The organism is Telluria sp. RB2R28, from assembly GCF_059685835.1.
This window is the reverse complement of record NZ_JCASIK010000001.1, coordinates 12,012-35,444: the sequence shown is the minus strand read 5'-3', so window position 1 is coordinate 35,444 and position 23,433 is coordinate 12,012. Positions and strand designations below refer to the sequence as shown.

At 62.6% G+C, this 23,433-nt stretch carries 19 protein-coding genes; 5 read left to right on the top strand and 14 right to left on the bottom strand.

Features of this window, described 5'->3' with window-relative positions; genetic code table 11:
• Positions 1-2: 2 nt before the first annotated feature.
• Positions 3-965: an ABC transporter substrate-binding protein gene (locus tag AC56LV_RS00135; RefSeq protein WP_499555072.1), complete on the bottom strand. Its 963-nt coding sequence runs from the start codon at positions 963-965 to the stop codon at positions 3-5.
• A gap of 185 nt (positions 966-1,150) precedes the next feature.
• Here AC56LV_RS00135 and AC56LV_RS00130 point away from each other — a divergent pair, with 185 nt between their 5' ends.
• The 3 genes from AC56LV_RS00130 to AC56LV_RS00120 are packed head-to-tail and all read left to right on the top strand — an operon-like array spanning position 1,151 to position 3,185.
• Positions 1,151-2,026 (top strand): ParA family protein, encoded by an 876-nt coding sequence (locus tag AC56LV_RS00130; RefSeq protein WP_499555070.1) that lies wholly within the window; start codon positions 1,151-1,153, stop codon positions 2,024-2,026.
• A complete protein-coding gene (locus AC56LV_RS00125; protein WP_499555068.1) occupies positions 2,023-2,490 on the top strand; it encodes a hypothetical protein in 468 nt (155 codons plus the stop codon). The genes AC56LV_RS00130 and AC56LV_RS00125 overlap by 4 nt, the downstream gene beginning before the upstream one ends.
• Complete coding sequence (locus AC56LV_RS00120; protein ID WP_499555066.1) at positions 2,487-3,185, top strand: hypothetical protein; 699 nt, start codon at positions 2,487-2,489, stop codon at positions 3,183-3,185. The genes AC56LV_RS00125 and AC56LV_RS00120 overlap by 4 nt, the downstream gene beginning before the upstream one ends.
• Before the next feature lie 234 nt (positions 3,186-3,419).
• Here the strand turns inward: AC56LV_RS00120 and AC56LV_RS00115 are convergent, their stop codons facing one another.
• The gene (locus AC56LV_RS00115) at positions 3,420-4,397 is read right to left on the bottom strand and encodes a ferritin-like domain-containing protein (protein ID WP_499555064.1); all 978 of its coding nucleotides are present in this window, start codon (positions 4,395-4,397) and stop codon (positions 3,420-3,422) included.
• Positions 4,398-4,640: 243 nt separating this feature from the next.
• On the opposite strand from AC56LV_RS00115, the gene AC56LV_RS00110 reads away from it, so the two are divergent.
• Positions 4,641-5,228, top strand: coding sequence for a sigma-70 family RNA polymerase sigma factor (locus AC56LV_RS00110; RefSeq protein WP_499555062.1), 588 nt, complete (start codon positions 4,641-4,643; stop codon positions 5,226-5,228).
• Entirely contained in the window at positions 5,225-5,941 is a 717-nt protein-coding gene (locus AC56LV_RS00105) for an anti-sigma factor (RefSeq protein WP_499555060.1), read from the top strand. Before AC56LV_RS00110 ends, AC56LV_RS00105 begins: the two co-directional genes overlap by 4 nt.
• Positions 5,942-5,959: 18 nt before the next feature.
• On the opposite strand, the gene AC56LV_RS00100 is transcribed toward AC56LV_RS00105, so the two are convergent.
• The 12 genes from AC56LV_RS00100 to AC56LV_RS00045 all read right to left on the bottom strand — a co-directional run bounded on the left by AC56LV_RS00100 (position 5,960) and on the right by AC56LV_RS00045 (position 23,312).
• The gene (locus AC56LV_RS00100) at positions 5,960-8,317 is read right to left on the bottom strand and encodes a beta-L-arabinofuranosidase domain-containing protein (protein ID WP_499555058.1); all 2,358 of its coding nucleotides are present in this window, start codon (positions 8,315-8,317) and stop codon (positions 5,960-5,962) included.
• The gene (locus AC56LV_RS00095; protein ID WP_499555057.1) at positions 8,314-9,330 is read right to left on the bottom strand and encodes an arabinan endo-1,5-alpha-L-arabinosidase; all 1,017 of its coding nucleotides are present in this window, start codon (positions 9,328-9,330) and stop codon (positions 8,314-8,316) included. The genes AC56LV_RS00100 and AC56LV_RS00095 overlap by 4 nt, the downstream gene beginning before the upstream one ends.
• Complete coding sequence (locus AC56LV_RS00090) at positions 9,331-10,875, bottom strand: alpha-N-arabinofuranosidase (RefSeq protein WP_499555055.1); 1,545 nt, start codon at positions 10,873-10,875, stop codon at positions 9,331-9,333. It lies immediately after the preceding gene.
• A 78-nt stretch (positions 10,876-10,953) separates the two neighbouring features.
• Positions 10,954-11,721, bottom strand: a complete 768-nt coding sequence (locus AC56LV_RS00085) for an SDR family NAD(P)-dependent oxidoreductase (protein WP_499555053.1) — start codon at positions 11,719-11,721, stop codon at positions 10,954-10,956.
• 31 nt (positions 11,722-11,752) lie between these two features.
• Complete coding sequence (locus AC56LV_RS00080) at positions 11,753-13,324, bottom strand: aldehyde dehydrogenase (NADP(+)) (RefSeq protein ID WP_499555051.1); 1,572 nt, start codon at positions 13,322-13,324, stop codon at positions 11,753-11,755.
• Positions 13,321-14,313 carry an AraD1 family protein gene (gene araD1 / locus AC56LV_RS00075; protein WP_499555049.1) on the bottom strand — a complete coding sequence of 331 codons (993 nt, stop codon included), beginning with the start codon at positions 14,311-14,313 and terminating at the stop codon, positions 13,321-13,323. The genes AC56LV_RS00080 and araD1 overlap by 4 nt, the downstream gene beginning before the upstream one ends.
• Before the next feature lie 24 nt (positions 14,314-14,337).
• Positions 14,338-16,080, bottom strand: coding sequence for an IlvD/Edd family dehydratase (locus tag AC56LV_RS00070; protein ID WP_499555047.1), 1,743 nt, complete (start codon positions 16,078-16,080; stop codon positions 14,338-14,340).
• A 151-nt stretch (positions 16,081-16,231) separates the two neighbouring features.
• Positions 16,232-17,113, bottom strand: a complete 882-nt coding sequence (locus AC56LV_RS00065) for an SMP-30/gluconolactonase/LRE family protein (RefSeq protein WP_499555045.1) — start codon at positions 17,111-17,113, stop codon at positions 16,232-16,234.
• Positions 17,110-18,162 carry an aldose epimerase family protein gene (locus AC56LV_RS00060; RefSeq protein WP_499555044.1) on the bottom strand — a complete coding sequence of 351 codons (1,053 nt, stop codon included), beginning with the start codon at positions 18,160-18,162 and terminating at the stop codon, positions 17,110-17,112. Before AC56LV_RS00060 ends, AC56LV_RS00065 begins: the two co-directional genes overlap by 4 nt.
• A 13-nt stretch (positions 18,163-18,175) precedes the next feature.
• Positions 18,176-19,126 (bottom strand): glycoside hydrolase family 43 protein, encoded by a 951-nt coding sequence (locus AC56LV_RS00055; RefSeq protein ID WP_499555042.1) that lies wholly within the window; start codon positions 19,124-19,126, stop codon positions 18,176-18,178.
• Between the two features lie 22 nt (positions 19,127-19,148).
• On the bottom strand, positions 19,149-20,510 hold the full coding sequence (locus tag AC56LV_RS00050) for an MFS transporter (RefSeq protein WP_499555040.1): 1,362 nt from the start codon (positions 20,508-20,510) through the stop codon (positions 19,149-19,151).
• Positions 20,511-20,603: 93 nt separating this feature from the next.
• Entirely contained in the window at positions 20,604-23,312 is a 2,709-nt protein-coding gene (locus tag AC56LV_RS00045) for a TonB-dependent receptor (RefSeq protein WP_499555038.1), read from the bottom strand.
• Positions 23,313-23,433 lie beyond the last annotated feature (121 nt).

The following is a 23,433-nucleotide window of genomic DNA, read 5'->3' as shown; positions in this document are numbered from 1 at the left end:
CCTCAGTAGCGACGGTTCGGGAATTCCTTCGCGGCCACTTCAGCCGGGAATACGCCCTCGTTCACGACGATGCGTTTGGGGACCGGTTTACCCGCCTTGACCGCCAGCGCGGCCTGCATCAGCTGGGGACCGAGCAGCGGGTTGCATTCGACCGTCACGTTCAGCTTGCCCTGCAACATGGCCTCGAACGCGCCGCGCACACCGTCGATCGAGATCACGAGGATGTCCTTGCCCGGCTCGATGCCCGCTTCTTCGATCGCCTGGATCGCACCGATGGCCATGTCGTCGTTGTGCGCGTACAGGACGGTGATGTTCTTGCCCTCGGACTTGAGGAACGCTTCCATCACCTCCTTGCCCTTGGTGCGGGTAAAGTCGCCCGTCTGCGAACGCAGCATCTTCAGGCGCGGCTCGCCCTTGATCACTTCGGCGAAGCCGGCCTTGCGGTCGATGGCCGGCGCCGAGCCGACGGTCCCTTGCAACTCGACGATGTTATAGGCACGGCCCGGGTTCTTCTTGGCGTGCTCGACCAGCCAGCGGGCGGCGCGGCGGCCCTCTTCCACGAAGTCGGAACCGAGCAGCGTCACGTACAGCGACGGGTCGGCAACTTTCACGCCGCGATCGGTGAGGATGACGGGGATCTTGGCCGCCTTGGCTTCCCGCAGCACGGTGTCCCAGCCCGATTCGACAACGGGCGAGAACGCGATGATGTCGACGCGCTGGGCGATGAACGAGCGGATGGCCTTGACCTGGTTTTCCTGGCGCTGCTGGGCGTCGGCGAATTTCATGATGACGCCGGCCTTTTTGGCGGCGTCCTTGATCGAGGTGGTGTTGGCGGTGCGCCATTCGCTCTCGGCGCCGACTTGCGAAAAGCCGATGGTGAGGGGCTTGGCGGCGAGCGCCGGGTGGGTTGCTGCAAAGGTGGCGGCCGTGGCTACGCCCAGGAACTTCCTGCGGGTGAATCGCATCACTTGTCTCCGATATTGTTGTTCTGCAATCGTAGGACAAAGTGTGATACTGATCCAATCAATTTTTCACAACGATTGATAACAAAAATGGTATCCCAGCATCTTTATTGACAGTAATATGCACAGTGAATTGCTATTGTAAAATAACATGTTTATTATGAAATTTTAATAAAATATAATAAACTATGCTAAAAAACAAGCTTGCACCTGTGATCTCAACATTGAACATGAAGGGTGGAGTAGGGAAAACAACTATTACTGCTCACCTTTTTAGACATCTTGTTGAAACACTCTCAAAGTCAGTTCTCTTAATCGACTTCGACCCTCAATTCAACTTAACTCAAGCATTATTATCACGCGCAGAATTTGAAAACAACAAAAATGCAGGGCGTACCATATTCTCGGTTATGGAACCCAATACTGAGCCATCGCTATTTAAGATTACCACCGCTTTGGGCCCACCTCCTGTAGTAGAAGATGTAGCTAAGAATCTGTTGGTATGGAAAGGAACTGATCGTCCAGCCTTAAGCATTATTCCTGGCGATTTTCGAATGACCAAATACACATTAGTAGACGATCAAAAAGCCTTACAACCCGTTCGGGCTAGATTTTTAGAATTCATTAACTCGGCACGACAAAAATATGATCTCGTAGTCATAGACTGCAATCCTAGTAGCTCTTTTATGACAATATGCGCTCTTCTGGCGTCTACACACGTTTTGGTACCAGTCCGACCTGACCGATATTCGATCTTAGGCCTGGAATTGCTTAATGAATTTATCGATAACGTTCCTATCATTATCAACAAACCTAAACAGATAGTTCTTATTAACGGGTCTCCAGGAAAGATTGACACGGATGTTGAAAATACACTGCGCGGCGATCCGAAGTTTGGCATAATAACTTTACCGACAACATTGAAATTTTCAAGTTTACTTTCAGCAAAAGAAGGGCAAACCGGTTTTGCCACAGATAAAGGCGTTGCTCACGTTAACGCGCTGAAACGCCGCTTTACTAGAATTGTCAACGATCTCAAAATTCCTTTGGGCTGGCAACAATGAAACCAATACTTCGTCAATTCCTAAATTTGCTTGCTTCTGCAAATTTTGATAATAGGCAAATTCGCGAGATACTTCTGCAGTTAATGAAAACTCCTCAAAACGAATTATTGTCAGAAATCGAAAATATTCAGAATAGTTTTGGATCTAAGCTAGGGCGCTCACCATCATCCACAGAAAGTCCTTCGGATTTTTTCTCCGATAGGGTTGTTGAATTATTAATTACTCAGGCAGGCTATTCAAAATCAGAGGCGCATTATCATCTAAATCGAATGCTGCAGACTATTTTTCCTAGCCGAAAAATTCCAAGTCTAAGCCCGAAATCTGGATTTGCAGCTTGGCTTAAATTATTGCGGAAATCGTATAGCGAGTCTGAGCTGCTTCATGTGGCTACCAGAATACGAAATGAGCGAGTTCATGGTGCGGGTGATAAGGACGATTGGCTTCACAGAAAAGGTGAAGTATGAATATCGAAGAACAAATCGCTGAGTTGAGAGACAAGTCTACGACGTTTGCAAACCACCACGGTGCTGATGTTTCAAAAAACATTGATTCAAATTCAAATCTTGTTCTTAATTGGCTTGACTATCTGCGTAGGCATAAGACAGGAGTCGCTGATGAACTCCTTGATGGCGCGGCGTCCTCTCTGATTGAGGCTGCCGCATGTGCAGGCCTTGGCCTCATACGTCCTGCAATGTTCGCGATGAGGACTGAAGTAGACGTCATACTTACTTGGCTATTCTTTAAAGATCATAAAGTCGAGTGGGAGAATGTTAACTTAACCGGGGATGGATTTAAATTAAAAAAAGAATTATTTGAATATTTCAATAGGTATATTCCTGGTTTCGGTGAAAGATATGGAATACTTAAGCAAACCGCTCTAAGAAAAGAACAGGACGTATATCGTTTTTTATCCGCTCACATTCATTCACAAAGCTCCACAACACTTCCCGGGGTAAAAAATTTGTCCGATGTGGTGCAGGACAAAAGAACTGCTGATGAGCTTGTTCTGGTATCGTTCTCAGTTGATGAGTACGTCAACGATCTTCTTTTATCAATATATATTAGAGACTGGGCGCATTTACCCAAAATTTTAGTTTCAAACTTAAATGCGAGATTTACTACTGACCAACAGCGTCGAACTTTTTATGCAACCATATAACGATAATATTAGACAAGAACTGTGCCGTCCACTTCATAATTCCATTGAGAATAATACTCTCCAAAACAATAAGAAAAATATTAGATTCAAAGAATATATTTAATCGCTTTATTAAACTAAATTTATCGCCTAGTTGATTGCGACGGCACTTTGATGAGATTGAGTAAAATTTATTCAACTACGATTTTCGGAAGCGATGCAGTCTTTTAATTGACCGCATCGCTGCCAAAAATATTAAGAGTAAGCAGAGCTCATATTCAGCACGCCATTGACGCCACGCGGGAAGAAGCCGCCCATCGTGACCGATTCCTTGGTCAGATACACGATATTGAGCACATCGCCCGGTGTACGGCTAAATGCGATGCCATCCTTGTCAAGCGGGACGATGTTCGACACGGTGCTGTCGTTGGCATTCACGATGCCCTGGTCGACGTCGGTCGAGCCGTCGAGGCTGTCGCGCGCATTCGAGATCGCCGTGGCTGCGGTGCGCAGCGTTGGCGCCGTCAAGCCTTTCGTGTACAACACGGTGCGCACGATGCCGGCGTGGTACGCCTCGGCCGCCAGGATGCCGGCTGCCGCTTCCAGGAACGTCTTGTTCGTGATGAGGGGCGAGGCGCCTTTGTACGCAGTCACGCCGACGTCCTCGAAAATGAACGCGCCGAGCAGGAAGTTTTCATCGCTGGCATACGGGTCAAAGGCGACGCCCGGGCCCACCAGGCCGGCCGCGCGGGCCGCGTTCGAGAACGCGCCGTTCGGATCGGTGCCGCCGATGTCGATGGCTGGCTGGGCAACGGCCGCCGAACCGAGTGCTGCGCGCAGGAAGCCCACGTGCGCGATTTCATCCTGCGCGATTTCCTTGGCGTACTGCGCGACCAGCGGATCCTTGAATGCGACTGCGCGCCCGCCCGTCACGGCGCCTTGGGTGCCCGTGCCGCCCGTCAGGTTTGCTGCCAGGCCCGTGCCGAACACCGCGTACGAATAGAACTGCGCTTCGAGGTACTCGAGGTTCAGCGCAAAATTAAGGATGTCGATGTCGGTCGGCTGCGCGGCCTGCGCAATCGCGTCCTTGACCGAGCCGCCGCAGGCGGACAGGAAGGTGCCGCCTACCATACCGACGCTGATCCCTCCCACGTTCTTGAAAAACGAGCGGCGCTTTTCCAGCTTTTCCTTGCGTGATTCGAGCAGTGCCAATGTCACATTCGTGTCTGTCATGGTAGGTCTCCGGTTGATGCGATCGTGTAAATGGGCGGGCGTCTGCACGGTTATTCCAGCCAGGAAACCTGGCTGCCAATGCAGCGCGTATAGCTTGTACTGACGCACGATTGAATCGGTTTCAACTATTTTTAAAAATAGTGTTGAATATGCACGCGGGCCCATCCGTGCGAGCGCGACCGGGACGATATGATATTGTCAATATCACCCGATTCTCCACTCCTACAACGTCAAAGGATGGCAGTGCCAGACACCCTTCATCCCGATCCCGAGCAGCTGGCCACTTGGCTGCAAGCGACAGCACGAGGCGACGCGGCGGCATTTCGCGCGCTGTACGACACCATTTCTCCGAAACTGTTTGGCTACGCGCTGCGTATATTAGGCAAGCGTGAACTGGCTGAAGAAGCACTGCAGGATGGATTCGTGGCGATCTGGAACGGCGCCGCCGGTTACCAGCGCCACCTGGCCGCGCCCATGACCTGGATGACGACGATCGTGCGCAACAAATCGCTCGACCTGCTGCGCCGCTGTGCCCACGACCTCGACATCGACGGCCCCGTCTTCGATGCCGAGATCATGGCGGCCCTGCAGGATCCGCGCGCCACGCCGATCGACGCCCTCCTGATCAGCCATGACGCGAAGGCGCTGGCCTTGTGCATGTCGTTGCTCGAAGGCGCGCACCGGCAAGTCGTGGGCCTGGCCTTCTTCCACGACCTGTCGCACAGCGAGGTGGCGCAGCAGATGGCGATACCCATCGGTACCGTCAAGACCTGGATCCGCCGCAGCCTGGAGCGGCTCAAGACGTGCCTGGTAAGAGGCGAACGAGCATGAATATCCGCGACAACCCGCAACTGTGCGACAAGCTGGCGGCCGAGTATGTCCTCGGCACGCTCCGGGGCGGCGCGCGCCGGCGCTTCGAACGCTATCTGCGCGACGACGTGGCCCTGCAGCGCCTGACGGCCGAATGGCAGGAGCGCCTGATGCCGATGGCCGAATTCTCGGGTGCGCAAACACCGCGCGCGCAGGTGTGGCGCGCAATCGAGCGCCGCCTGGGCCTGAGCCAGGTTCAACAACGTGCGCACGCTGCCTGGCAGTTCTGGCGCATCGAGTCGCTAACGTTCTGGCGTTCGCTCAGCCTCGCGTCGCTGGCGGCGACCTTGCTGATGGTGGGCGTGCTGCGCTCGACACTGGTCGAGGCCCCGCAGGTCGATCTGGTCGCCACGCTGATCGATGACAAGGCACGCACGGCGCTGCTGCTGACTGCCGACAGCGAGCGCCGCGTGTTCACGGCGCGGCTGGTCGAGAACGCACCGGTCGCCGCCGACAAGTCGCTGCAGCTGTGGGCCGTTCCGAAGGAAGGCGCACCCCGTTCGCTCGGCGTGATCCCGCCGGAAGGCACGATCGAGCTGCCGCTGACCGGTAGCGCCATTGGCGACGACATCGCTACGCTGGCCGTCTCGCTCGAACCGCGCGGCGGCTCGCCCGGCGCCGGCGGACCGACCGGACCGATTCTGTACAAGGGTAACTGGGTGCGGATGCTGTAGCGAAGTCTGGCCTCAACGTCAGCGCAGCAGCCGCAGTCCATACAGGCCGCCGGCCAGCGAACCGGCCTGCGCGACAAAGCGCACGTTGAGTCGACCTTGCGCGGCGTCGCGCAGCGCGGCCGGAATCGGGTAGTCGACGGTGTAGAAATCCTCGTCCGCGTCGGCGGTCAGCGTGACGTTGGCCAGCAACCGGTCATTGATAAGGATGTCGAAGCGCCGCCCCGCGTCGGCCTTTGCATAGGTCAGCCGCAGCACGCCCGCTTGCTGCTTCGGATCCTTCAATTCATAGCTGAACCACTTCGACGCATGGCGCCAGTGGCGTCCGTCATTGACGCCCGCGTCGATCCCCTCGCCCTTGAAGAAATGGTCGGACTCCGGTTGCTGCTCGCCCGGCGCGACCTGGTCGATGGTGCGCGCATCGAGCGCCAGGCGCTCTGCCTCGCCCGCCGCATTGGCCGCCTGCTGCGCCTTGAGCCCGACCGGCGTCGCGTGCTGCCAGTACATCGTGTAGCGCGATTCGTGCAGGCGGAAGAACGGCACGAACTCGGTGGCCGGTCCGTCCGCGCCATGCACCAGCCCCGGCGCGGTGAACGTCAACGGCTTGCCGGCCACCGGCTTGAACCTGCGGATGAAGTCCACCGAATCGCTGACGAACATCGGGGCCGATTCCATCGGGCAGACCGGGCCGGCTGCGATGTGCCCCATGCGCGCGTCGTCCGCGAGGTACTGCAGCCGCTCGTCGCCCGGCATCCGTGTCCTGGCCGCCAGCACCACGGGGCCGTGCAGCACTGCGTAGTAGTTCGACTTGTCCGGCAGTTGCTCGAGGTGCGTGGTCATCGGCAGGCGCACGTCGATCCGGTCGCCGCTGCGCCAGCTGCGCATGAGCGCCACGTAGCCGCCTGGCCGCGTATCAAGCTTGACCGCCCTGCCATTGACCCGCACCTTCATGCGCCCAGGGGCCACCCAGCCGGGATAGCGGATCTTGACCGTGAACGTGTTCGAACCGGGTGTGGCGCGGTCGATCGTCAGGCGCGTCGTCTCGGCATCCGGGAAGCGGGTCGCCTGTGTGAGCCGGACACCCTGCGCTTTCCAGTCGAGGGTCGAGGCCATGAACAGGTTGACGAACAGCGTGTCCTTCTCGTGCGCGTAGATGAATTCCCCGTACTTGGCGTGGCTTTCGATGCCCGAGCCCACGCAGCACCACATGCCTTGGTCGGGCTGCGAATACACGCGGTAGTGATTCGGCCGCAGCGGCGTGAAATACACGAACCCGCCCTGCGGGCGCTGCGACGACAGGATGTGGTTGTACAGCGCGCGCTCGTAATAGTCGCCGTACGCACCCTTCTGCTCGGCCGCGAACAGCATCTGCGTCAGCTTGAGCATATTGTAGGTGTTGCAGGTCTCCGGTCCTTCGACGTCATGCACGGTCGGCGCGAAGTCGTCCCGGCTGTGGAAATGCTCCTTGACGCTGTTGCCGCCGATCGCCACCGAGCGCTTGTCCACCACCGTCTCCCAGAAGAACCTGGCCGCGTCGCCCATGTCCTTGCGCCCGGTCGCATCATGGATCCGCTGAAAGCCAATGACCTTCGGGATCTGCGTGTTGGCATGCAGGCCGGTGAGCTGGTCGTCGCGCCGCGCCAGCGGCTGCAGGATCGCCTGGTGAGAAAAGCGCAGCGCAAGGTCGAGATACTTCCTGTCGCCGGTGATGTCGGCGACATCGACGAAAATCTCGTTCATGCCGCCATGCTCGCTGCGCAGCATCGCCTGCATCTGTTCCGGCGACAGGCGCGCGGTCAAGGCCAGCGCCCAGTCGGACAGCGCAACCAGCATGGCGCGGGCGTCGGCATTGCCGCCATAGCGGTAGGCATCGCGCAGGCCCGCATAGACCTTGTGCAGGTTGTACCACGGCACCCACTTGCCGTTGACCGAGAAGCCATCGGCTTCGAGCTTGCCGGCTGCGACATCGCGCCAGGCCTGGCGGCCCCCCGGGATGCCGCCGAGGTAGCCGTCGCCATTGGCGTGCTGCGCGCGTTGCAGTTCGGCGACCATGTAATTCAGACGGCGCAGCGTTTCCGCGTCGCCGGTCGACGCGTACATCAGCGCCAGCGCCGACAGGTAATGCCCGCCCATGTGGCCATCCAGGCCCGAGGATTCCCAGTTGCCGTAGCCTGGCTTGCGCGGTGCCAGGCCCGCCTCGCGCAGGAACGGCGCGAGCAGGCGGTCCGGCTCCATCGCCATCAGGTAGTTCAGGTTGGTGGTCTGGGCATCGAGGAACGGCCCCGCGCCCAGGCGCACGTCCGCCAGCGGAAACGGCGCGGCCGCCTGGGCCAGCGTACCCGCCCCCAGCAGCAGCCATGCCAGGAGGTGAAGCTTCATGGCTGCAGCGCGCTCTGGTAGCGATTCAGGTCCTTCTGATCGAGCACCGGCCAGCCATCCCGGTCCCAGCCCATGTCCAGCACCTTCAGCTTCTGCTTGAAGCGGTCGGCGGTTTCATAGGCGTGCAGCACCATGTAGTCCTTGCCGTCGAAGGTGTAGGCGCTGTTGTGGCCGAGGCCACGCCAGTCGCTGTCGCCCGCGATCACGAGCGTGCCGCCGCCCTTGGCCATGTCGACGCCGTTGCGGTCGAGGTAGGGCCCGGTGATCGTTTTCGCGCGGCCCACCACCACCTTGTACGTGCTGTCCTTGCCCTTGCAGCACAGGTCCCATGAGGCGAACAGGTAGTACCAGCCGTTCTTGGGGAAGATGAACGGCGCCTCGATCTGCGCCGGCCCGGCTTCGTCGTCCGGCGTAAAGGCAGGCCGTTCGCGGCGCGCGATCGTGTGCCATTCCTGCGGTTCTGCGAGCCTGGTGCGGCTGGCGTCGAGCCTGACCAGTTTCAGGCCGCCCCAGAACGAGCCGAACGACATCCACGGCGTGCCTTTGGCGTCATCGATCACCTGCGCGTCGATGGCGTTCCACAGGTCTCGCCCCGGCACCGACTGCACGACCGGGCCCTGGTCTTCCCACTTGTAGGCGGGCGAGCGCGGGTCGAGCGTCGTGTTGACGGTCACGCCGATGGCCGACGTGTTCTTGCCGAAGCCCGACACCGAGTAGTACAGGTAGTACTTGCCGTCGTGGTGATAGATGTCGGGCGCCCAGATATGGCCGTTGAAGGTCGGCGCGGCCTGCGTCGCCCAGGCCGGGCCCTCCTTGAAGACGCGGCCTTCCGGCTTCCACGTCGTCAGGTCGGTCGAGCTGTAGAACGTGATGCCGGGGCCGGTGCTGAACAGGTAGTAGCGCGCGCCCTGCTTCGCCATGACCGGGTCGTGCACGCCGACCTGCGCGGCGCTGGCGCCGCCGGCGGCGCCGGCAACCACCAGCGCCGCCCACACGAAGTGTGCGGCCCGCATTTACGCCTCGACCGCGAAGACCATCACGGCCTTGGCCGGGACCTTGATCGTCAGCTTGCCATCCTGCGCCCTGGCGCTGAACGGCGCCGGCTTGATCGCCTGTGGCTTCTCGAACGTGTTGTGCGCGTCCATGGCGTCGGCCGTCAGCACCTGGCCCGCAACGCCACCGACCGTCAGGCCCGCTACATTGAGCGTGACATCGCTGGCGCGCGTCGGGTGCGTGTTGACCAGCGCGATATACACCTTGCCGTCCTTCGCACGCGCCGCCGTGGCGCTGATGCCCGGCACGCCCTTGCCATTGCTCGAATAGGCCACGTCGTTGTCGACCGCCACCGGCAGCGACGTCGCATCCTGGAACGGGATGTACATCTTGTACGCGTGGTAGGTTGGCGTCAGCAGCATCTTCTCCTTGTCGGTGATGATCATCGCCTGCAGCACGTTGACCATCTGCGCGATGTTCGTCATGCGCACGCGCTCGGCGTGGGCATGGAAGATGTTGAAGTTCAGCGCCGCCACGACCGCGTCGCGCAGGGTGTTACGCTGGAACAGGAAGCCCGGATTGGTGCCCGGTTCGACGTCATACCAGGTGCCCCACTCGTCGACATAGAACCCGATTTTCTTCTCGGGGTCGTTCTTGTCGAGGATGGCGATGTTCTGCTTGATGTGCTGGTCCATGCGCAGCGTCTGCTGCATGGTCGAGAACCATTCCGATTCCGGGAAGCCCGTGGCGGCGCCCTTCTTTTCCCACACGCCGGTCGGCAGCGTGTAGTAGTGGAAGCTGATGCCGTCGGTGCCGCGCGCGGCCTCCTTGCTCAGGACCTCGGTCCACCTGGTGTCGTTGTCGTTGCCACCGCTGGCGACCATTTTCGGGCGCGCATCCGGTGGCGTTTTCAGGAACGTCGCATAGTGGTTGTACAGGTTGGCATAGTATTCCGGCTTCATGTTGCCGCCGCAGCCCCAGGCTTCGTTGCCGATGCCGAAGTAGGCCACCTTGTACGGCGCCTTGCGGCCATTCTTGCGGCGCAGTTCGGCCAGGGACGACTTGGTATCCGACGTCATGTACTCGAGCCATTCGGCCATCTCCTGCGGCGTGCCGGAACCCAGGTTGCCGTTGACGTAGGCTTCCGTCCCCAGAATCTCGACCAGGTCGAAGAATTCATGCGTACCCACGGCGTTGTCCTCGGCCACGCCGCCCCAGTGCGTGTTGACCTTGACCGGGCGCTTGTTGCGCGCGCCGATGCCGTCGCGCCAGTGGTATTCGTCGGCGAAGCAGCCGCCTGGCCAGCGCACCAGCGGGACCTTCAGTTCCTTCAGGGCGCCGACGACGTCATTGCGCCAGCCGCGGGTATTGGGGATGGATGAATTCTGGCCGACCCACAGGCCGCCGTAGATGCCGGTGCCAAGGTGTTCGGCAAACTGGCCGTACACGTTCTTGTTGATGACGGGGCCTGGCTTGCCGGTGTCGACCGACACGCTGACCTGGGCAAAAGCAGGCATGGCGGCCAGGCCGCATGCGAAGATGAGGGGTTTGAGTGCTTTCAACATTGTCTCCATTGGTTTTGCCTGCTTGTTGTTGCAGGCTTGTTTTATTTATCAGGGCCGCGATGTGACGGCCGGCGCATCTCAGGTCCAGCCGGCATCCACGACGAAGTCCTGCGCCGTGCACATCTGGCTGTCGTCGGCGCCCAGGAACAGCACCATGCGCGCGACATCCTCCGGCATCAGCTTGCCCGGCAGGCACTGGGCTTTCTTGATCTCGGCTTCGGCCGCGTCGTCCACCCACAATTCGATCTGGCGCTGCGTCATGACCCAGCCGGGCGTGACGGTGTTGACCCGCACGCCGAACGGTCCCAGGTCGCGCGCCAGGCTGCGCGTCAGGCCGATCACGGCGGCCTTGGTGGTCGCATAGACCGGGTAGCCGGCGCCCTTGGCATGCCAGGACATCGAACTGAAATTGATGATCGAGCCGCCGCCCTTCTTCTTCATGCCCGGCAAGACCGCCTGGCAGGTGAAGAACATCGGGCGCTGGTTGATCGCGATGCGCTCGTTCCAGTAGTCGAGCGACACGTCATGGATATCGTGGCGCTGGTCGTTCGCGGCATTGTTGACCAGCACCTCGAAGTCGCCCAGCTGCGCGGCCAGCTCGGCCATCGTGCGCTGCAGCGCAGGGATATCGGTGATGTCGCAGTGCCGATACACCGGCGCCCGGTGGCCGGCCGCGGCCAGCCGCGCGCACAGCGCTTCGCTGGCGTCGCGCGCGATGTCCACGAACGCGACGACAGCGCCCTGCGCCACGAACGCTTCCACGATCGCCGCGCCGATACCGGTGCCGCCGCCCGTCACAAACACCCGCCTGTCCCTCAGGCTCGGGTAGTTCGCCATGTGTTGCATGCTTGTCTCCATCTTGTTGTTGTCTGCCCACTCACTCTTTGGTGAGCGCGCCATCCCGGCGCCGCCAGGTGCCCAGCGGGTTACCGTCCTGCAGGACCTCCGGCAGCAGTGCGGCCGGCAGGTTCTGGTAGCAGACCGGCCGCAGGAAGCGGCTGATCGCGCCCGTTCCCACCGAGGTGCTGCGGCCGTCGGCCGTCGACGGGAACGGCCCGCCATGCACCATCGCCGTCGAGACCTCGACGCCGGTAGGATACCCGTTGGCCAGGATGCGCCCGACTTTGCGCTCCAGCGTCGGCAGCAGCACTCTGGCAGCGGCGATGTCGCCCGCGTCGAGCTGCAGCGTCGCGGTCAGCTGGCCCTCAAGGGCCTCGGCCACGTCGCGCATCTTGGCCGCATCCTTGCAGACCACCAGCACCGAGGCGGGGCCGAACACTTCGTCGTGCAGCTCGGTGCGCGCCAGGAATTCGTCCGCCGTGGTGCGAAACAACGCCGCGCCGCCCTTGCCTTCTTCGTGCGCCACCTGCGCGAGCGTCGTGATCGCGTCGTTGCCGGCCAGCGCCTCGACGCCCTTGCGGTAGCTGTCCGCAATGCCCTGGTTGAGCATCACGGCGCTGCTGGAGCCCGCCAGGGCATCGCTTGCGGCCTTGGTAAACGCATCCAGGCCCGGCCCGTCGACCGCCAGCACCAGTCCGGGATTGGTGCAGAACTGGCCGACACCCATGGTCAGCGACGCGGCAAAGCCCTTGCCGATCTCCTGGCCGCGGTTGGCCAGCGCCTCGGGCAGCAGGAACACCGGATTGATCGAGCTCATTTCAGCATACACGGGAATCGGCTGCCTGCGCGCGGCCGCCACCGCCATCAGGGCCAGGCCGCCCGAGCGCGAGCCGGTAAAGCCCACGGCCTGGATCGCCGGGTGCGCCACGAGGCGCTGGCCGATGCCGTTGCCGGTTCCGCTCAACAGCGCAAACACGCCGGCCGGCAATCCGCATTGCGCGACGGCCCGGGCGACTGCGCGGCCCACGAGTTCCGACGTGCCCGGGTGGGCCGAGTGGGCCTTGAGCACGACCGGACAACCGGCCGCAAACGCAGACGCGGTGTCGCCACCGGCAACAGAGAACGCAAGCGGGAAGTTACTGGCGGCGAACACGGCCACCGGGCCGACGCCGATCAGGCGCATGCGCAGGTCGGGCCGTGGCGGCGCGCGCTCGGGCAGCGCCGTGTCCAGGCGCGCGTCGTTCCATGAACCTTCACGCAGCAGCGTGGCAAACAGGCGCAGCTGGCCCACGGTGCGCATGCGCTCACCTTCCAGGCGCACGCGCGGCAGGCCGGTCTCCAGCATCGCACGCTCGATCAGCGCGTCGCCGATGGCCAGAACCTGCTCGGCCACGGTTTCGAGAAACTGCGCACGGGCCGCGTCGCTGGTAGCGCGAAACGCGTCGAAGGCGTCGCCCGCCAGGGTGCAGGCGCGGTCGATCTGCTCGGGCGTGACCATGTGGAAGGCCGGCTCGATGTGCTCGCGCTGGCCCGGCGCCCAGGCCTGGAACGCGTCCGCGCCGCCGCGCTCCGCAAGGCCGTTGATGATGGCGTCGCCGGCGATGCTCATAAGGCGGTCACTTTCGTGTAAGGGGTGGCTTGCACCGCGAGGCGGTTGCGCAGCGCCGGGCCGAAGGTGGGCGAAGCGACTTCGAAGGTTTCCCCTTCGCTGACCTGGACGCCATCGGCAAAGCTCAGCGTGGCGGTGCCGAAGAAATGGATGTGGACGTCGCCGGCGCGCTTGAACAGGCCGTACTTGAAGTGGTGATGCTCGAGGTTCTCGAGCGTGTGCGACATGTTCTGTTCACCGCTGACGAAGTGCTTTTCCCAGCGCACCTGGCCATCCGCGCCGATGATGCGCGAGACGCCCGCGACATGCGCCGGCAGTTCGCCCACCAGGAGCGCCGGCCCCAGGCCGCAGTTGCGCAGCTTGGAATGCGCAAGATACAGGTAGTTCTGGCGCTCGGTCACGTGGTCGGAAAACTCGTTGCCGATGGCGTAGCCGAGGCGGTACGGGTGGCCATCGTCGCCGATCAGGTACAGGCCGGCGATCTCCGGTTCTTCGCCGCCGTCGAGCGAAAATGCCGGCATCTCGAGGTCCTGGCCGGTGGCGCGCACGATCGAGCCGTCGCCCTTGTAGAACCATTCCGGCTGCACGCCGGCCGTGCCGGTCGGCGGCTTGCCGCCTTCGACGCCCATGCGGAACATTTTCATGCTGTCGCTGAGCGCGGCGATATCGCCGCCGATCTTCTGGTGCATGGCGTCGCGTGCATCGGCGCTGCCCAGGTGGGTCAGGCCGGTGCCGGTCACGTAGCAGTGGGCAGCGTCCGGGTGGTCGAGCGGCGGCAGGATGCGGCCGGCCTGCGCGGTGGCGTCATAGTCGGCGTGCTGCACGCCGGCGGCGCCCTCGGCCAGCTGGGCCAGGCCCTGGCCACTGCCGATCGCGGCGCGTGCGAGCTCCAGGGTGGTGGTGTAGCCATCGATGACGCGGATGGTGGCGCCGGTCAGGATGCCGACCCGGCGCTCCTGCGCTTCGGTCAGAAATTGGATGAGCAGCATGCTCTGGTCTCCTCGGTTCTTGGTTCAGTGGGAATGCTTCGGCACCGCCGAGCCACGGCAGCCGACGAGGAAATCGAAATCGCAGCCATCGTCGGCCTGCATCACGTGATCGAGGTACAGGCGCTGGTAGCCGCTGTGCTGCACGGGTTTGTTCTTTTCGGCGCGGTCGGCCAGCCGGCGCACGATTTCGGCATCCGGCAGTTCGACGTTGAGCAGCCCGTTATGGCAATCGAGCTGGATCATGTCGCCGTCTTGCACGATGCCCAGCGGGCCGCCGTCCATCGCTTCCGGCGCCACGTGCAGCACCACGGTGCCATATGCGGTGCCGCTCATGCGCGCGTCCGAGATGCGCACCATGTCGGTGATGCCCCTGGCCAGCAGCTTGGGCGGCAAGCCCATATTGCCCACTTCGGCCATGCCCGGATAACCTTTCGGGCCGCAGTTCTTCATCAGGAGCACCGAGTTTTCGTCGACGTCCAGGTCCGGGTCGAGGATGCGCTGCTTGTAATGATCGAAGTCTTCGAAGACCACGGCGCGTCCGCGATGCTGCATCAGGTGCGGCGACGCGGCCGACGGTTTGAGCACGGCCCCGCGCGGCGCGAGATTGCCGCGCAGGATGCAGATGCCGCCGTCCGCGATCAGCGGATGATCCAGCTGGCGCACGACGTCGTCGTTGTAGATGGGCGCGGCGACGCAGTTTTCCCACAGCGTGTTGCCGTTGACGGTCAGCGCATCCTTGTTGGGAATCAGGCCGCCCTCGCCCAGGCGGCGAATCACGGCCGGCAAGCCGCCCGCATAGTAGAACTCTTCCATCAGGAAGCGCCCCGATGGCAGCAGGTCGACCACGGTCGGCGTGCCCTTGCCGATGCGGGTCCAGTCCTCGAGTTCGAGCGGCACGCCCACCCGTCCGGCAATGGCCTTCAGGTGGATCACGGCGTTGGTCGAGCCGCCGATGGCGGCATTCACGCGGATGGCGTTCTCGAAGTTTGCGCGTGTGAGGATCTTCGACAGGCGCAGGTCTTCGTGCACCATCTCGACGATGCGCATGCCCGACATGTGCGCCAGCACGTAGCGGCGTGCATCCACGGCGGGAATCGCGGCGTTGTGCGGCAGCGAGGTGCCCAGCGCTTCGGCCATGCAGGCCATCGTCGACGCCGTGCCCATCGTGTTGCAGGTGCCGGCGCTGCGCGAGTGCCCTGCTTCGGCCGACAGGAATTCGTGCATCGTGATCGTGCCGGCCTTGGCCTGCTCGTGCAACTGCCAGACGGCGGTGCCGGAGCCAATGTCCTTGCCGTTCAGCTTACCGTTGAGCATCGGACCGCCGGTGACGACGATCGTCGGCAGGTCGACGCTGGCCGCGCCCATCAGCAGCGCCGGCGTGGTCTTGTCGCAGCCGACCAGCAGCACGACCGCATCCATCGGATTGCCGCGAATGGATTCCTCGACGTCCATGCTGGCCAGGTTCCGGGTCAGCATCGCCGTCGGGCGCAGATTGGATTCGCCGTTCGAAAATACGGGGAATTCAACGGGGAAGCCGCCTGCTTCCAGGATGCCGCGCTTGACGTGCTCGGCCAGTTTGCGGAAGTGCGCATTGCACGGGGTCAGTTCGGACCAGGTGTTGCAGATGCCGATGATCGGCTTGCCCTGGAATTCGTGGTCGGGTATGCCCTGGTTCTTCATCCAGCTGCGGTACATGAACCCGTTTTTATCCTGCGTGCCAAACCATGCCGCAGAACGCAGCGGCGTCTTTTTCTTTGCCTCGGACATCGTATCTCCTCGTTATTCTCTGGATGAAGCGTGCATGGTGCCGCTGTCCATATCACTTGATTACCGAGAGGAAGTCTAAAGTCCGGGCAGATAACTTACTAATCAAATTTTAACGAAGATTGATACCGTTTTTCGTATCGCTGACGGGCCGTCAAACGTGCAGGAAACGCGACTCGGGCAGGCCGCGCAGTTCAAGCGCCTGGGCGAACAATGCGCCCGACAGCGGCGCAGCCGCGCGTTCCTGATCCGACATGCCCAGGTGGGCGCTGGTGACGAACAGCGTCGTCAGGTCAGGCCCGCCAAAGGCCGGGCAGCTCGGCTGCGGCGCCGCCAGCGTCATTGTTCGCTCGAGCTGGCCGTCGGGCGCAAAGCGCGCCACGATGCCGGCGCCCCAGCGCGTGCTCCACAGGTAGCCGGCGGCATCGATCGTCGAGCCGTCGGGTTCCCCCGGCACGGCATCGGCCGCGACGAACGTGTGCACGCGCCCCACTTCGGCGCTGCACGGGTTGTAGTCGGCGTACAGGATCGCCTTTTGCGCCGAGTCGGCAAAGTACATGCGGCGCCCGTTGGGACTGAAGCAGATGCTGTTGGCGATGGCGGCGTTGGGCAGGGGCAAGCGCTCGAGCGACAGGTCGAGGTTCAGGCGGTAGAAGCCACCCAGTGCGTGCTTCGGATTCTCGGCCTGGTTGAACATGCCGAACACGAACCGCCCCTGCCGATCGCAGCGCCCATCATTGATGCGCGTGGACGGAATGTCAGGCTCGACATCGCAGATGCGCGTCACCTTGCCGCTCGAGAAGGTAAAGAACGCGAGACCGGACGCCAGCCCCAGCAGCAGGCGGTCGTCGCTGCCGGTGAGCGCGAAGCAGCACAGGCGCTCGGGCATCGGCCAGCTGGCCGTGCGGCCGGTGGCGGGCGTGTATGCCCACAGGGTGGCGGCGGGAATATCGGTCCACAGCAGGCGGCCGGTGCGCTCGCACCACAGCACGCACTCGCCCAGCTCGTGCCGGGTGTCGGTCAGCACCTCCATCACGCCGCCTCGGTGGTAAAACGAAAGCGCGACTCGGTGGCGTACACCTCGCCCGGGCGCAGGATCACGCTCGGGAATTGCGGCTGGTTCGGCGAATCGGGGAAATGCTGGGGCTCCAGGCACAAGCCGCTGCGGTGTCCGTAGCTGCGGCCCTTGCCATGCAGCGATCCATCGAGGAAGTTCCCGCTGTAGAACTGCACGCCGGGTTCCTGCGTCCATAGTTCGAGCACGCGGCCCGAGACCGGTTCGCTCACCCGCGCCGCCCGTGTCAACGCCGTGCCTTTCGGCCTGTTCAGGACGAGATTATGGTCGTAGCCGCTGCCGTGGCGCAGCTGCTTGTCGGGCTGCCCGATCCGCTCGCCGATCTGGCGCGGCAGGCGAAAGTCGAACGGCGTGCCGGTGACCGGCGTGAGTTCGCCCGTGGGAATCGATTCGCTGTCGATCGCCACGAAGCTGTCGGCATCGATGGTCAGGTAGTGCCCCAGGATGTCGCCCTCGCCGGCCAGGTTGAAGTAACTGTGCTGCGTCAGGTTCACCGGCGTCGCCTTGTCGGTCACGGCATGAAAGCGCACCACCAGTTCGTTGGCGTCATTGAGCTGGTAGACGACCGTGACATCGAGATTGCCGGGATAGCCCATCTCGCCGTCAATGCTGCGGTAGGCCAGGCGCAGGCTGGCGCCATCGACCGTGGCCGTCCACAGGACCCGATCGAAGCCGCCGGCGCCGCCGTGCAGGTGGTTGTTGCCGTTGTTGACCGGCAGCTGGACCTGCGCGCCATCGAGCGTGAAGCGCCCCCTGGCGATGCGGTTGCCGTAGCGGCCGATCAGCGCGCCGAAGTACGGGCTGTCGGTGCAGTAGGGTTCGAGCGTATCGAAGCCGAGCACCACGTCGGCGAGCCTGCCGTCACGGTCCGGCGCATGCAGTTCGGTGATGACGCCGCCGAAGTCGATGATCTTCGCCACCATGCCATTGGCATTGGTGAGCGTGAACTGGGTGACGGCGGCGCCGCCTGGCAGGTGGCCAAATGGCGCTTGCGTGATACCGGTTTGCACGGTGATGTGATCCTTAATAGACAGAGGGTCGGCCGAACACCGGCATGCCGTGGTCATCCCAGCGCAGCGGTTTCACGAAGGTGTGGCGGTCCGGATTCCAGAGCGGATCGCCGACGATCTCGGTGTAGGTGCGCGCGTGATAGACCAGCATCACGGTGTCGTTGTCTTCGGCGAGCGTGAAGCTGTTGTGGCCCGGCCCATAAACGCCGTGATCGTAGCATGTACGCAAAACGGGCTGCGCCGACTTGGTCCACGAGTGCGGATCGAGCAGATCGGCGTCTTCGTCGGCCCACAGCAACCCCATCGCGTAGTTGTGGTCGGTCGCGCTGGCCGAGTAGCTGATGAAGATCTTGCCGTTGCGGCGCAGGATCGACGGACCTTCGTTGACCCAGAAGCCGATGGTTTCCCAGTCGTGCTCCGGTTTGCTCAAGAGGATCGGGGCGCCTTCGATCTGCCAGGGCGTTTTCATCGGCGCGATGTACAGGTTCGAATTGCCCTCGATGGCGGGGTCCTTCTGCGCCCACAGGTAATACAGCGTGCCCTTGTGGGTGAACGTGGTCGCATCCAGGCAGAAGCTGTCGATGCCGGTATCGACCTGGCCCATGAATTCCCACTCGCCTTCCAGCGGGTTGGCATGGCGGTTGCGGATCGCATACATGCGGTGCTGGAACAGCTTGTCCTTGATGGCGCGGGTGGGCGCGGCGGCAAAGTAGACATACCAGGCGCCGTCATTGAAGTGCAGCTCCGGGGCCCAGACCAGCTCGGAATACGGGCCCGTATCGGGCTTGTGCCAGGCGTCGACCGTGGGCGCGGTGGCCAGGCCGGCAATGGTCGTCGCGCGGCGCAGTTCGATGCGGTCGTACAGCGGCACCGAAGCGGTAAAGTAATAGTAGCCGTCGGTGTGCTTGTAGATGTAGGGATCGGCGCGTTGCTCGATCAGCGGCTGAAGGATGGTTTCTTGCATGGTTGTTCTCTGTGTGTGATTGTCAGGTGGTGGCGTAGCCGTGCGCCTGCATGTCCTGCTTGACGGTGGTGTAATAGTCGTCGCTGATCCGGTACTTGAACATCAGCATCCCCATCAAAAAGTGGAAGAAGCCCGGAATCACCGACAGCATCAGCGCGATGCCCTGCAGCGCCAGCGCAGATTGCGACTGGTTCGGCACGTAGCGGAAGTAGTCGAGCAGGATGCCGACCATGTAGCCGGCCACGCCCATGCCGATCTTCTGGCATACCGAGATGCCGCCGAATGCGAAGCCCGAGACGCGCTTGCCGGTCTTGACCTGGCCGTAGTCGATCGTCTCGGCGATGGCCGACCAGAATACCGGCGCGTGCAGGTCCACCACCAGCGAGAGCAGGAAATACAGGACGAAGGCGAGCACCATGTCGCCGGGCTGCACCAGGAAATACATCATCACGCTGAGCACCGCCACCGCGATCTGCGAATGCCGGAACAGCTTGACCTTGCAATAGAACTTGGTGGTCCAGGTCGAGACCACCATCGCCAGGATCGCCGCCGCCACGCCGGTCGACAGGAAGGCCGATACGGCCGCGGTGTCGCCGCCCAGGTAATACTTGGCATAGTAGATCGCCACCGAGCCGCGGATCACGTAGCCGATGGTGCCGGTCACGCACACGGCGCACAGGATCAGCCACTGGTCGTTCTTGAGCAGCACGCGCACCTGCGCCAGTAACGGCTGTTTCTCGACCTTGTGCACGACGCGCTCGGTGGTGGTGAAAAAGCAGAACACGAACAGCAGCACCCCGATGGCGGCCATCACTGCCATCGCCGCCTGGTAGCCGGCAGCCGGATGCGCGCCGTCCCAGGCGCTGGCCAGGACCGGCACGACGATGGTCACCATGAAGGCGCCCACCTTGGCGAAGAACAGCCGGTAGCCGTTGGCCGACAGGCGCTGCTGGGGATCGGCGGTCAGGCCGCTGATCAGCGAGATGTACGGAATGCCCACGCCGGCGGTCATGATGGTCATGAGGATGTAGGTGGAGTAGGCCCAGATCAGTTTCGCGTCGTAGTCCCAGCCTGGTGTGGAAAACACGAGGAACACCGACAGGCCATACGGCACCGCGAGCAGCAGCAGCCACGGGCGATAGCGCCCCCAGCGCGTCAATACGGAATCGGTCACCTGCCCCATCGCCAGGTCGGCCACGGCGCCGACGATCTTGACGACGACGAACAGCACCGCCAGGTCGCGCACATGCAGGCCATAGATGTCGGTGTAGAAGAAGGTGATGATCAGCATCATCGACGAGATCACCACATTGAGCGCCATGTCGCCGGCGCCGAAGCCGACTTTTTCAAGCGTCGAGAGTTTTTGCGTTTGCACGTTTTCCATCCAATCAAAACAACGACGGGGCGCGGCAGGAAATCCTGCGGCGCCCGGTTGGAACAGGTCAGCCGGCCGTCATTAAAGGCCGGCCGGCGCCACTCAATTGCGCCACCTGAGCGCCAGGCCGACCACGCGGTCGTAGCGGCGCACGTCGCGCGGCAGTTCGGGCACGCTGTGGTAGTCGTGGTACGACTGGTCCAGCAGGTTGCTGCCGTCGAGCGTGACCGTCAGCTTGTCGGTCAGCTTGTACGACACCGAGGCGTCGAGCGTCTTGAGCGGATCCACGACGATGTTGTAAGGCAGCGCGCGGTAGTTGTACTCGGCAGTAAACTTGTCGCGCCAGCTGTAGGCGATGCGGCCCGACCATTTGCCGTATTCGTACAGCGCGACCAGGTTGGCCGACAGCTTCGACATGCCAGCGAACGTGTTGATGGTGCCGTCGGCTTCGGCCAGGCCGCCATCCATCCAGGTCACGTTGGCCTGCATCCCGAGCCCGCCCAGCCAGCCCGGCAGCTTCGTGTAGAACTGCTGGTAAGCCAGTTCGGCGCCCTTGAGCTTGCCCTCGACCGCGTTGTACGGGCGGCTGACGTTGTAGGTCAGGCCGTCATAGGTTTCCGGCCGCGCGCTACGGCGCAGGTAGTTTTCGTAGTCGTGCTGGAACAGCGTGCCGGTGATCGAGCCGGCCGGCGCGAAGTACCACTCCAGCGCCACGTCGACGTTCCGCGCCTCTTGCGGCTTGAGGTTCGGGTTGCCGGCAGTGCCGGTGGCCAGCGTCGTGGTGGTGGACGGGAACAGCGTCAGGCCCGGATTGAAGTCGCCGAATGGCGCCCGTTCGATCGCCTTGCTGGCCGACAGGCGGCCGATCAGGTCTTGCCTGAAGTGGGCGCGCATCGACAGGCTCGGCAGCACGTCGTTGGTGGTGCTCGAGACGGTAACGGGCGAGACCACGCCGGCCGTGGACGAGAAGCCGCTGATGCGCTGCTTGGTTTTCACGTAGCGCAGGCCGGCCGTGCCGTCGATCGGCAGCGACCATGCATCGAAGCCGAAATTGGCCTTGATGTAGGCGGCGCTCGACTGCTCGCGGTCCGAATAGAACGACAGCGGATTGTCCGGTTGCGGATCCGGATTGCCCTTGATGACCTGGCGGATCGCGCCCGTGTTGTCGAGCAGGTAGTCCCGGCACGGCGCATAGAACTGGTTCATCCCGTAGTTGCCGCCCGTTTTCGGGCTGGTGCAGTTCAGGCCCGGGAAGTCGGTGACCTTGATCGCGTTCGGCGTGAACGAATTCGGCGCGGCCGTGTAGCCGTTCAGCTCATGCACGAACGAGGCGTCGCGCTGGACATGCCGCGCGCCCACGCTGAGTTCCTTGAAGAAGCCGTCGGCTTCCGGCGTCCAGGCCACGTCGCCGCGCCAGTCGGTGGCGGCGCCGCGCGAGCGGTTGTGGTTATCGAACAGTGCGAACATCGTCCAGTTGGCCGGATCGGTCATGTCGGTGCCCGGGTATTCCAGGTAGCCACCGCCATCGCGCACTTCGGCATTGATCGCCTTCGACATGTTCATGACCGTGTCGAGGATCGGATTCTTCTGGCTGTACTTGCTGACCGTGCGCACCACCTCGCCGCTGACGCGCACGCCGGGGGTGGCCTTCCAGATCGCGCCGACAGCGCCCTGGTGGGTTTCCGAATCGTCGCGCCGCGCCTGGGTCGAGCTCAGCGTGAAGGTGTTCACATTGGGATTGCTGATCGAACCGAGGTAATTCGAGCCCGGCATCGGCGTGACGGTGGAGCCGGGATTGTTGATTGGCAGGTCGCCCACGAAGAAGATGCTTTGCGAGTCGTGGTCAATCTTGGTCGAGAAGCTCTCGGCGTACACCTCGAGGTCGCTCGACGGGCGCCACTGCGCCGACAGGTTACCGGCCAGGCGTTCGCGATCGCCGCCGCTCATCACGCGGCCCATCGACGGTGCGCCGATGATGCCGCGGTCGATCGTGCGTGGTTCGCCCACGAAGGCGGTTTCGTCATGGTAGCGGCCGCGCTGGTACGACAGGCCGCCCAGCAGGCCGATCTCGCCCATGGCCGTTTTCCAGCGGTTCGACAGCAGGCCCGAGACGTTCGGATCGATCTTGTCGGCCTTGTCGCGGTGCTCGCCGCGGACATTGAAGGCGGCCTGCGCGCCCTTGAAATCGAATGGCCGGTTGGTGCGCACGTCGATGACGCCCGAGGTGCCGCCTTCGACCATGTCGGCGCCCTGCGATTTGTAGACGTCCACGCGCTGCAGCATGGCGACCGGCACATCGGCCAGGAACAGGCTGCGCCCGGCGGCGGTGAACATCTCGCGGCCGTTGTACAGCGTCGTGATGCCGCCCAGGCCACGGATGACGACGTTACCGGCTTCGCCGTTCTGGCGGATGACCTGCACGCCCGGCACACGGCCCAGGATCTCGGCCACGTTCTTGTCGGGGAATTTGCCGATGTCGTCGGCGACAATCGAATCGAGCACCTGCTCGGCGTTGCGCTTGATGGCCTGCGCGCTCTGGGCGGCCTGGCGGGTTCCGGTGACGGTCACGACGGCCGCATCGCGGTCGGCGACGGCGCGCGCCGTGTTGTTTTCGGCATTCGACGGCGCGCTGGCGGCCGGGACGTCCGCCGTGGCGGCGCCGACTTCCTGGGCGCCGACCGTCGCCGCGCTCATCAGGCCAGCGCCGGCCAGGGCCGCGACCGTGGCGCGCAGGGCAAACCTGCGGCGGGCATGAATATGGGGGGTCGGGGAAAATGTGGGCGCAATGCTGCCCGGTGAATACCGTGTCATATGTCTCCTTAGTCGTTATACGTCGCTGTGCGACTTTATTGTTTCGATGCTGTACGGAATGGTAGGCGTTGCACTGAGAACGTTCCAATCAATTTTTCCGCAGTTCCGATACCAATTTACG